The sequence below is a fragment of the Armatimonas sp. genome (assembly GCF_043760365.1).
GTDB lineage: Bacteria > Armatimonadota > Armatimonadia > Armatimonadales > Armatimonadaceae > Armatimonas.
Map to the genome: position 1 here is coordinate 1 of NZ_JAYUPA010001049.1, position 7225 is coordinate 7225.

General features: G+C 61.4%; 11 protein-coding genes. 3 read left to right on the forward strand and 8 right to left on the reverse strand.

Annotated features, from left to right (window positions below):
- The 6 genes from ACH2EH_RS26780 to ACH2EH_RS26805 all read right to left on the reverse strand — a co-directional run.
- The coding region (locus ACH2EH_RS26780) for a protein kinase (RefSeq protein ID WP_395146521.1) at positions 1–1104 on the reverse strand (1104 nt) is incomplete at its 3' end.
- 58 nt (positions 1105–1162) lie between these two features.
- Positions 1163–2830, reverse strand: a complete 1668-nt coding sequence (locus ACH2EH_RS26785) for a PQQ-binding-like beta-propeller repeat protein (protein WP_395146538.1) — start codon at positions 2828–2830, stop codon at positions 1163–1165.
- A 75-nt stretch (positions 2831–2905) separates the two neighbouring features.
- Positions 2906–3124 carry a hypothetical protein gene (locus tag ACH2EH_RS26790; protein WP_395146522.1) on the reverse strand — a complete coding sequence of 73 codons (219 nt, stop codon included), beginning with the start codon at positions 3122–3124 and terminating at the stop codon, positions 2906–2908.
- Positions 3091–3444, reverse strand: coding sequence for a hypothetical protein (locus tag ACH2EH_RS26795; RefSeq protein ID WP_395146524.1), 354 nt, complete (start codon positions 3442–3444; stop codon positions 3091–3093). The genes ACH2EH_RS26790 and ACH2EH_RS26795 overlap by 34 nt, the downstream gene beginning before the upstream one ends.
- Before the next feature lie 82 nt (positions 3445–3526).
- A complete protein-coding gene (locus ACH2EH_RS26800) occupies positions 3527–4072 on the reverse strand; it encodes a sulfatase-like hydrolase/transferase (RefSeq protein ID WP_395146526.1) in 546 nt (181 codons plus the stop codon).
- Positions 4069–4446, reverse strand: coding sequence for an SRPBCC family protein (locus ACH2EH_RS26805; protein ID WP_395146527.1), 378 nt, complete (start codon positions 4444–4446; stop codon positions 4069–4071). The genes ACH2EH_RS26800 and ACH2EH_RS26805 overlap by 4 nt, the downstream gene beginning before the upstream one ends.
- A 46-nt stretch (positions 4447–4492) precedes the next feature.
- Here ACH2EH_RS26805 and ACH2EH_RS26810 point away from each other — a divergent pair, with 46 nt between their 5' ends.
- The gene (locus tag ACH2EH_RS26810) at positions 4493–4903 is read left to right on the forward strand and encodes a hypothetical protein (RefSeq protein ID WP_395146529.1); all 411 of its coding nucleotides are present in this window, start codon (positions 4493–4495) and stop codon (positions 4901–4903) included.
- Between the two features lie 10 nt (positions 4904–4913).
- On the forward strand, positions 4914–5945 hold the full coding sequence (locus ACH2EH_RS26815) for a hypothetical protein (RefSeq protein WP_395146530.1): 1032 nt from the start codon (positions 4914–4916) through the stop codon (positions 5943–5945).
- On the opposite strand, the gene ACH2EH_RS26820 is transcribed toward ACH2EH_RS26815, so the two are convergent.
- Entirely contained in the window at positions 5942–6361 is a 420-nt protein-coding gene (locus ACH2EH_RS26820) for a hypothetical protein (RefSeq protein WP_395146532.1), read from the reverse strand. The genes ACH2EH_RS26815 and ACH2EH_RS26820 overlap by 4 nt on opposite strands.
- Before the next feature lie 14 nt (positions 6362–6375).
- Positions 6376–6945: a DUF5655 domain-containing protein gene (locus ACH2EH_RS26825; RefSeq protein WP_395146534.1), complete on the reverse strand. Its 570-nt coding sequence runs from the start codon at positions 6943–6945 to the stop codon at positions 6376–6378.
- Between the two features lie 99 nt (positions 6946–7044).
- Between ACH2EH_RS26825 and ACH2EH_RS26830 the strand changes: the two genes are divergently transcribed.
- Positions 7045–7225: hypothetical protein (locus ACH2EH_RS26830; RefSeq protein ID WP_395146536.1), on the forward strand; the 181-nt coding region annotated here is incomplete at its 3' end.

Genomic DNA, 7225 nt, shown 5'->3' on the forward strand with positions numbered 1-7225 from the left:
GCTGTGTTTCCACCAGCCGGTGCGCAGATCCTCGGCGTTGGGGCCGGGGGCGTTCGACGAGAGATAGACGGCGCTGCGGTACTCGCCGCCCGCTAGGCGCGCCGCAGAGACCACGAAGCCGATCTTGACGGAGGCTCCTGGCGGCAGAACAAGAGGGAGGTTGGTCGGGCGCACATTGAGCCAGGCGTGCTGAGTGGCGACCATACGGATGAGCAGAGTCGCGTCGCCGTCGTTCTTGGCCTCGATAGCGAGTAGACCCCCGCCGCCCTGCGGCACCAGGGGGCGGTCGGGCTGGCTACAGACCAGCTTGGCGACGCCTTTTGTGGGAACGGGGGTATTTTGCTCGGTGAGGGCGGGGGCGATGCTCGTGGGAAGGTTCCCGAAGAGCGGGGGAGGGATCCCAGGCTGTCCGGGGGTCTGGGACGCGACCGTGGCGACTGCCGTGGAAGTGGGGCGAGGCAGGGGGGCCGTGGCGAGCTTCTCCAGGCTTGCCAACACCTCACGTAGGCTCCCCAGGGTCTCACAGCGTAACGTCACTCCCTCCACACGGCTGCGCACGGTGGGAGTCGCGAAGGGGCCCGTGGTGGGCAGAAGAGCCGCGATGAGCTTTGCCATCGCCTGGATATCGTTCTCGACAGTCAGCGAACCATTGTAGAGCGCCCGGTGGTGCGATGCCGCAGGGTCGGTGGCCCCAAAGTCGGTGAGCATCACGGCCCCATCATCGGCGACGAGAATATTCTCATAGGAGAGCCCGCCGTGGGGAAGCTGGCGACCGTGGGCGTACTCAAGCGCCTCTAAAACGGGCAGGAGGAACTTACGGAGAGTCTCGGTGTCCGGGCGCCCTCCCTGGGCCGACAGCCGCTGCCGGAGATTCTTTCCACGTGCCACATCGCGCACCACGTAGAGCTGGTTCTCATCTAGTAGCCAGCGACGGGTACGGGCAATGGCGGGATGATCCAGGGTCAGTGCCTCGGTCAGTCGGGAGCGATTCGCGCTGGTGGGAAGGCGCTTGAGCAAGACGGGGCGCTGCATCACGGGGTCGCGTGCAAGCCAGACCGTGCCGCCCGGGGTGGGGCTGTCCACGGTACTGGGACTCTCAAACATACTCAATATTGTGCTCTGGGCCATGGTAAAACTTAAAACTTTAGCGATTATTAGACGGCTAGCTGAGGGCTAGACTGTAGAGAACACCGTTGGTAGAGGTGAGAAATAATGCACCGTCGGCCAGCGCGGGCGCGGTGATAATCTGGGAGCTGATTGTCCCGGTCTCGTACAGACGCTCCAGCGTGCGGCCCGGTGCCGCGCCGTAGATATCCCCATCCGTTACCCCAAACAGGAGCGATCCCGCAATCACCACGGGCGAGGAGCGCACGGGGCGGCGGGTGGGGTAGCGACGGACAGCACGTCCCAGAGCGGCACTGACTAGGTGCACCCCATCCTCGCCCGGCAGATAAAGCAAGCTGCCATCGCACGCAGGGGTCCCCGAGAGTGCCACGCTCGTGACTTCTACCTGCCAGAGCTCCTTGCCTGTCTGAATCTCATGGGCAAAAACCTTTCCCGTATCGGTGGCGGAGTAGACACGGCCATCGTAGGCGATTGGGGATGCCTGGAACTTGCCCAGCCCATTGGAGCGCCAGAGGAGCTTGCCGGTGGTGAGCTCGATGCAGCTTAGTACCCCACTGTCATCATGAACCAGCACCCGCCCGTCAAAGAACGCCGGGGCGGTCATGACGGGGCCTTCCAGCGGCGTTATGCAGACTCCATCTCCCAGCTCCACGCCCACTTGTGCCAGTGCGCCTCCCTCCGCCGTGACCAGAGGAACCAGGAGTGGTGAACCCGGTGTCGAGGGAACGGGAGCGCCGTAGACCTTTCCTGCCAGTGTCCGTTCCCAGAGGCGGGTGCCACGGAGCGCATCGGCGCAGACCAGCAGGCCCTCAACGGTGGCGGCGTAGAGCTTCCCTTCGTTGAGGGTTACTCCACCGCGCTCCGGATAGACCGGGTCTGCGAGAGGATACGGGTCCCAGAGCGGAGCGCCCGTGTCGCTCTGAAAGGCGTAGATATGGGCATCCCCCTCGGACGTGGCGGCGGCGGCGGCGACCATGCCGTAGGCCGCGATCGGGGCGCTCCAGTAGAGAGTTTGCTCGCTCCGGCTGGGCGGCACCGAGGGGAACGACCACCGACGAGTCAGGGAAAAACCAGCCCCCTCACGCAGAGGCGCAACTCCCAGATCCACGGGATCACGCAGGCCAAAATGACCCGGGCCGCCCCCGAGAACCGTCCAGTCCAGCAGGCCACGAACGGTGTGCGACGAATCCGCGATGCACTGGCGGGCGCGCCACGTGTTGGGGGTGGAGCAGATGGGGCAGGGGCGCAGGCGCTCGAAACAGAACGGACAGAACGCGGGAATCGTGGCACCATCGGAGAGGTCCGCATCGAGCGTCTTTTCGCACGACGGGCAGATCGCCACGGGGAGGCGCACATAGACTGTGGCACTCATCGTGGGCAGGGGAGACAAGCCCGCTCCTCCAAGGCGCTGGCTCAGGAGCGCGATGGGCGTTGCGGGCGGGCCACCCGCCTGAAGCTGTGCCCGCGCCGTGTCCACTTTAACGGTCACCGCCACCGCCTGCTTCTCGCCAGGCCCTAGAGCGGCCTCCTGCGGCGACAGGCTGACCCAGTCGGCCTCACACGACAGCTTGACATACAGAGCCGTCTGCGGGTCGCTATTGGTCAGGTGAAAGCGTAGGCTACGAACACCACCTGCAAGGTAGTCCGTGGGGGAGAGGATCAAAGTCCTCAGGTCTGCCGGGAAATCTGTTTCGTTGGAAGTCACTGCCAAGTCCTGCGCATTCTAGCACATTTTTCCACTTCTTCCCCGATTTCGGGTTAGAAACAGAGGGACTTGGAGCTAGCGCTTGTACTTCTTGAAAAATGCGACCAGCTTCTCCGGGGCGATATTAGGGTAGTTGTGTCCGCCTTCGTGGAGCACCACCTCAATGGGCGCTTTGTCGCCATTGATTTTCTTGGCCGCATCTATGGCTGCTTGCTGCTGGTCCCACTTCACAATCGGGTCGTTCTTGGCCCCGATGTGCATCAGCAGTAGAGCTGCTTGTCGTCCACTTTCCATTCTTTACGGGCTGTCTCCAGCATCGCGTTGAAGAAATCCATATCCCGGTTGGGGAACAGGCCGCCGCCGCCGAACATCTGCCAGCCTGGCTTGCCGCCCTCAGGATCGCGCGGGGTCTTGGTGGGAAGCCCATTGGGGTAGACAAAGATCGCCTCAGGCCAGAGCGCCTGCAAGTTCCAGCGGTTTGCGCTATTGCGCCCGTTGCCGCCGTGGCCGTGGAACCCAAAGACAATCGGCGCGCCCTCAGTTTTTGCAGGCAGCACCACAACGGCGGTGCGCTTGACACCTTTGATAGTCCACTCTTTTTGCGTCTCTCTCATGCCCCTACCGACGTAGGAGGGAGCAGGGAGTTCACTGGTTTTCCGGTAACAAGAGAATCCTCCTCCACGAATCTGGGCTTGCTCACCCTGCATCACGGGCACTACCTTCGTCTTTGTCCCAGGGCCGCGCCACCTGGGAGTTGCAGTTCACCCCGTTATCGAAGTAATCCGCCTTCGGGTCGCCGGTCTTCTCGCGCAGCCAGGGCAGGTAGTCATCCACCATGCCGATATCACGCGGCTTCTTGCGCCCAAAGTGCAGGTAACCATCATGAAGCAACACGTTCTGAAATCCGATCTGGCTGCGCTCAGGAAACACATGGAGCTTGCCAATGGCCTGGGTCTGGTAGCCGTTTTTGGTAAACTCCGAGGCAATGGTTACCGGGTAGTCAAACGGAACGCCATCGCGGTAGCCCACTTTCCCTGTGCTGGTCTGTGAGAGCCTAGTGTAGAGACTCGCCCGTGCGGGGATGCAGCTAGGAGTTGCGCTATAGGCTCGCCCGAAGCGCACTCCCTCAGCAGCGAGCTGATCCAGGTGCGGTGTCATCGCAATCGGATGCCCCTCACAGCCCAGCGCATCGCCGCGCCACTGATCTACACAAATCAGAACGACATTATTTGCCTGGCTCATTCTGCAATACTCTGTTCTGCCTGTGAATGCTTTTCCGCGTGTTGTTTTAGCCCGGCGGCGAAGGCTTCGAAGGCGGGCTGGAGATCGGGGATGGAGCGAGTGAACAGCGGCGCCAGGGGGCCGGTGAAGAGCCCCAGTGGCATCGCGCCTGTCCAGACCATTTTCTGGGGCGCAGTGAGCTCACTGACGACCACGGGGAAGGCTCGTCCCGGTGCGATCTTGGTATGAACCGTGATTTTCTCCCCCTGTGCGATTGTCCCCTCGACCCGCTCCACGGTTGGGTTCCAGGTAGGCCAGCCGGGGCCATCTAGGAGCAAGTTCCAGATGCGCTCCATAGGGGCTTGGATGAGAATTGTTGTGGCAAAAGACTTCATAGCACAGTTTACCAACAAGAGGCACTTCGTGGTGTACAATTCAGGCATGAAGAAAATGTTGGCAATCGTTGGGCTGGTACTGATTGCCTTGCCTGCACTCTGCAAAGATTTCTCGATCCATCAAGTGATGGGCAAGGAACCCCGTCAGGTAGATGCCGCGATTGGTAAGCCGCTGAGTATCGGCGAACGAGGGGCGTTTCGTGAGTACGGAACCAAGCGCTCAGGCTGGTACGTGCGCTTCGCGGGTGGCAAGTCCGTACTGGCGACGGTGACATTCCGCACGGCATTTGCCAAGCCAGAAGCGGCGCTGGAAGCAATTGACCTGAAGGTGGGGAAGCTCAAGCCAGTAAAGACCATGCTGCTCTCACGCCGCTGGGAGAAGCTGGAAGGGCTGAAGAGCGTGACGGTGCGCAGCCTCGACGGCAAGCGCTGGGACACGATCGAGATCGAGAAGTAGCCCAGACGCCTTGGCAATAGTGGCGTACGTCTCGGGGCATGGGCTGGGGCACTCGGCGCGGGAGGTGACGATTCTGCGGGACTTGCCACCGGAGATCCCCCTTTTCGTGAAGACGGCGGCACCCGAGTGGTTCTGGCGTGCGGAAGTGAAGCGCCCCTTCCTCCTGATCCCCGAGAGCTTTGATGTCGGTTGCCTCCAGACCGACTCAGTGACCGTGGACATTGCGGCGACGAGGGCTGCCTGGGAGGAACAGAATCAGCGCAATGAAGCGCGTCGCGCCGACGAAATCGCCTGGCTACGCTCGGTCAACGCCCGACTGATTCTCACCGATGTGGCATCGTTTCCTCTCACGCTCGGGCTACCGTCAGTCTGCGTGGCCAACTTCACCTGGGCTGATATCTACGCGGAGTACGCAGGGTTCGAGGGAATTGTCAGGCAGCTTGAGGCCGAGTACGCACAAGCAACCTTGCTACTGGAAGCGGGCTTCGCGCTCCCGATGCCGTATTTCCCCAAGCGTGAGTCGGTCGGATTAGTGGCGCGAGTGGGGGGAAACCGAATAATTCCCCCCGCCAGGCGGGGGCCAGGGGGTAGGTTCGCTCTGATCTACGCGGGGAGCTGGGGGATGCCGTTTCCCTGGGCGAGCCTGGAGCGCTTTACTGGGTGGACATTCTACACGCTCACCCCGCCGCCGAGGCCATGGCCGTGGAATTTAATCGTGCTTTCCCGCGACACTCTACCTCACGAGGATTTAGTGGCCAGTGTGGACTGTGTGATCTCCAAAGCGGGCTACGGCCTGGTGGGCGAGTGTATGGCCGCTGGGACACCGCTTCTCTACGGCCCCCGCGAGGGCTTCGCGGAGTTCGCCGCGCTCGATGCCGCGCTCCAAGGCTGGAACGGCGGCATTCGCTTAGAGAGCGACGCGTTTCTCAGTGCCCAGTGGCCGCTGGAGAGCATCCCGCCAAAGGGAAGTGTCTCGCGACTTCCCGCTCCTGGTGCCGCCACCACAATCGAGACTCTTGTGAAACTCTGGAGTACCCACTAAGCTGATTCTGCTGCATCCGACGTATCAGGGTGAAGCGCTTCGGAGACCACGCGCTGTGTGACTTCGGTGAGGTGCTCCTCCAGAGTGGTGTGCAGCGCCTCGAACTCTGGCCAGAGAGTCTCTTTGACAAACGAGCGGGTGACTTTGACCATGACCGTGGTGCGCTTCTGTCCGCTGTAGCGGTAGGGCTTGAGGTTGTAGCGCCGGAGCAAGGCCATGAAAAGTTGCTGCGCCCAGCGATCTGACATCGTGAACTTGTACTCGACAGGCGGCTCGATCTTCTCGACTTCTTTCAGCCGCGCTAGGATGCGCTCACGGGCACCGGCTGCGGCCTCGCGTTCGCCTGCGGTACCTGGCCGGGCATAGAGCGCTTCGATCCGGCGTAGCTTCTCAATGAGCTTCTCTTCATCCGTCATAGGTGCCTATTTTATCAGCCCGCACTCTCGTAGGCACTGCGAATCCAGCCTAGTAGCTCATCGTCTACTTCGGCAGCGTCGGTGAGCTTGATCTTGTGGGTACACATTCCTCCAGCGGGCTGCGCGAGTAAGCGCTCGGTGCCAGGGAGAGTTTTGTGATTGATCCCCACCTCGACGCGTGTGTTGGTGGCCGGACCGATCATGGCGAACTGCTTCTTGCGCCGCAAGCTCACGTAGCCTTTCTTGGGCGCAACCTCAAACTCCCCAAGTTCTAGGATTTGCGCGAGTAACGCATCGTGAATCGGGCGAAGGGTAGCTTTGGGGCCAGTGTACATCTCGTCCAGAACGGTATCGTCACTCTTGCCCTCGGCGGCAAAATTCCCGCTGGAGGCGCAGGCAAAGTGCACGAGTGCGTTCGCATCGCCGTGCCCAAGGCCAAAGGTTGCTTGGGCATGAGTGCGTAGCTCGCTGTGTTTGGTTAGCCCCGTCTTGAGAAGAGTGGCTTTAAGTTCGTCGCGAGAGGTGCCGGTCTTGGTCTCGATGTTTTTGAGTTGGGTCTCAATGGCCTGGTCTAAACTGCTCATAAATGCCGACTCCAAGCGGCCTGTTCAAACCGGAAATGGGGCGTGGAAATTTTGTCAGAGAGAGAACTTGCAAAGTGCTGTAAAAGCGATAGCATACTCATGAGCTTGCTGTGCTCGGCACGGAGACGACAGACACTTTGTAGCCTGCCGCCCTGTGGCGACGAGGTCAAATGGGAGCCGACACCGGGTAGGGACGATGACGTCTCGTTTCAACCCGTTCGGCGCGCGCTGCGCGAAACGCCGGAGACCCTCCGCACCAACTTCCAGCCCGACACGGCAA

What these genes read in the sequence shown, in the direction of transcription:
- ACH2EH_RS26795 (WP_395146524.1), bottom strand. Translation starts at nt 3,444, where the DNA reads ATGAGAGAGACGCAAAAAGAGTGGACTATCAAAGGTGTCAAGCGCACC.
- ACH2EH_RS26810 (WP_395146529.1), top strand. Translation starts at nt 4,493, where the DNA reads ATGAAGAAAATGTTGGCAATCGTTGGGCTGGTACTGATTGCCTTGCCT.
- ACH2EH_RS26800 (WP_395146526.1), bottom strand. Translation starts at nt 4,072, where the DNA reads ATGAGCCAGGCAAATAATGTCGTTCTGATTTGTGTAGATCAGTGGCGC.
- ACH2EH_RS26805 (WP_395146527.1), bottom strand. Translation starts at nt 4,446, where the DNA reads ATGAAGTCTTTTGCCACAACAATTCTCATCCAAGCCCCTATGGAGCGC.
- ACH2EH_RS26820 (WP_395146532.1), bottom strand. Translation starts at nt 6,361, where the DNA reads ATGACGGATGAAGAGAAGCTCATTGAGAAGCTACGCCGGATCGAAGCG.
- ACH2EH_RS26790 (WP_395146522.1), bottom strand. Translation starts at nt 3,124, where the DNA reads ATGGAAAGTGGACGACAAGCAGCTCTACTGCTGATGCACATCGGGGCC.
- ACH2EH_RS26825 (WP_395146534.1), bottom strand. Translation starts at nt 6,945, where the DNA reads ATGAGCAGTTTAGACCAGGCCATTGAGACCCAACTCAAAAACATCGAG.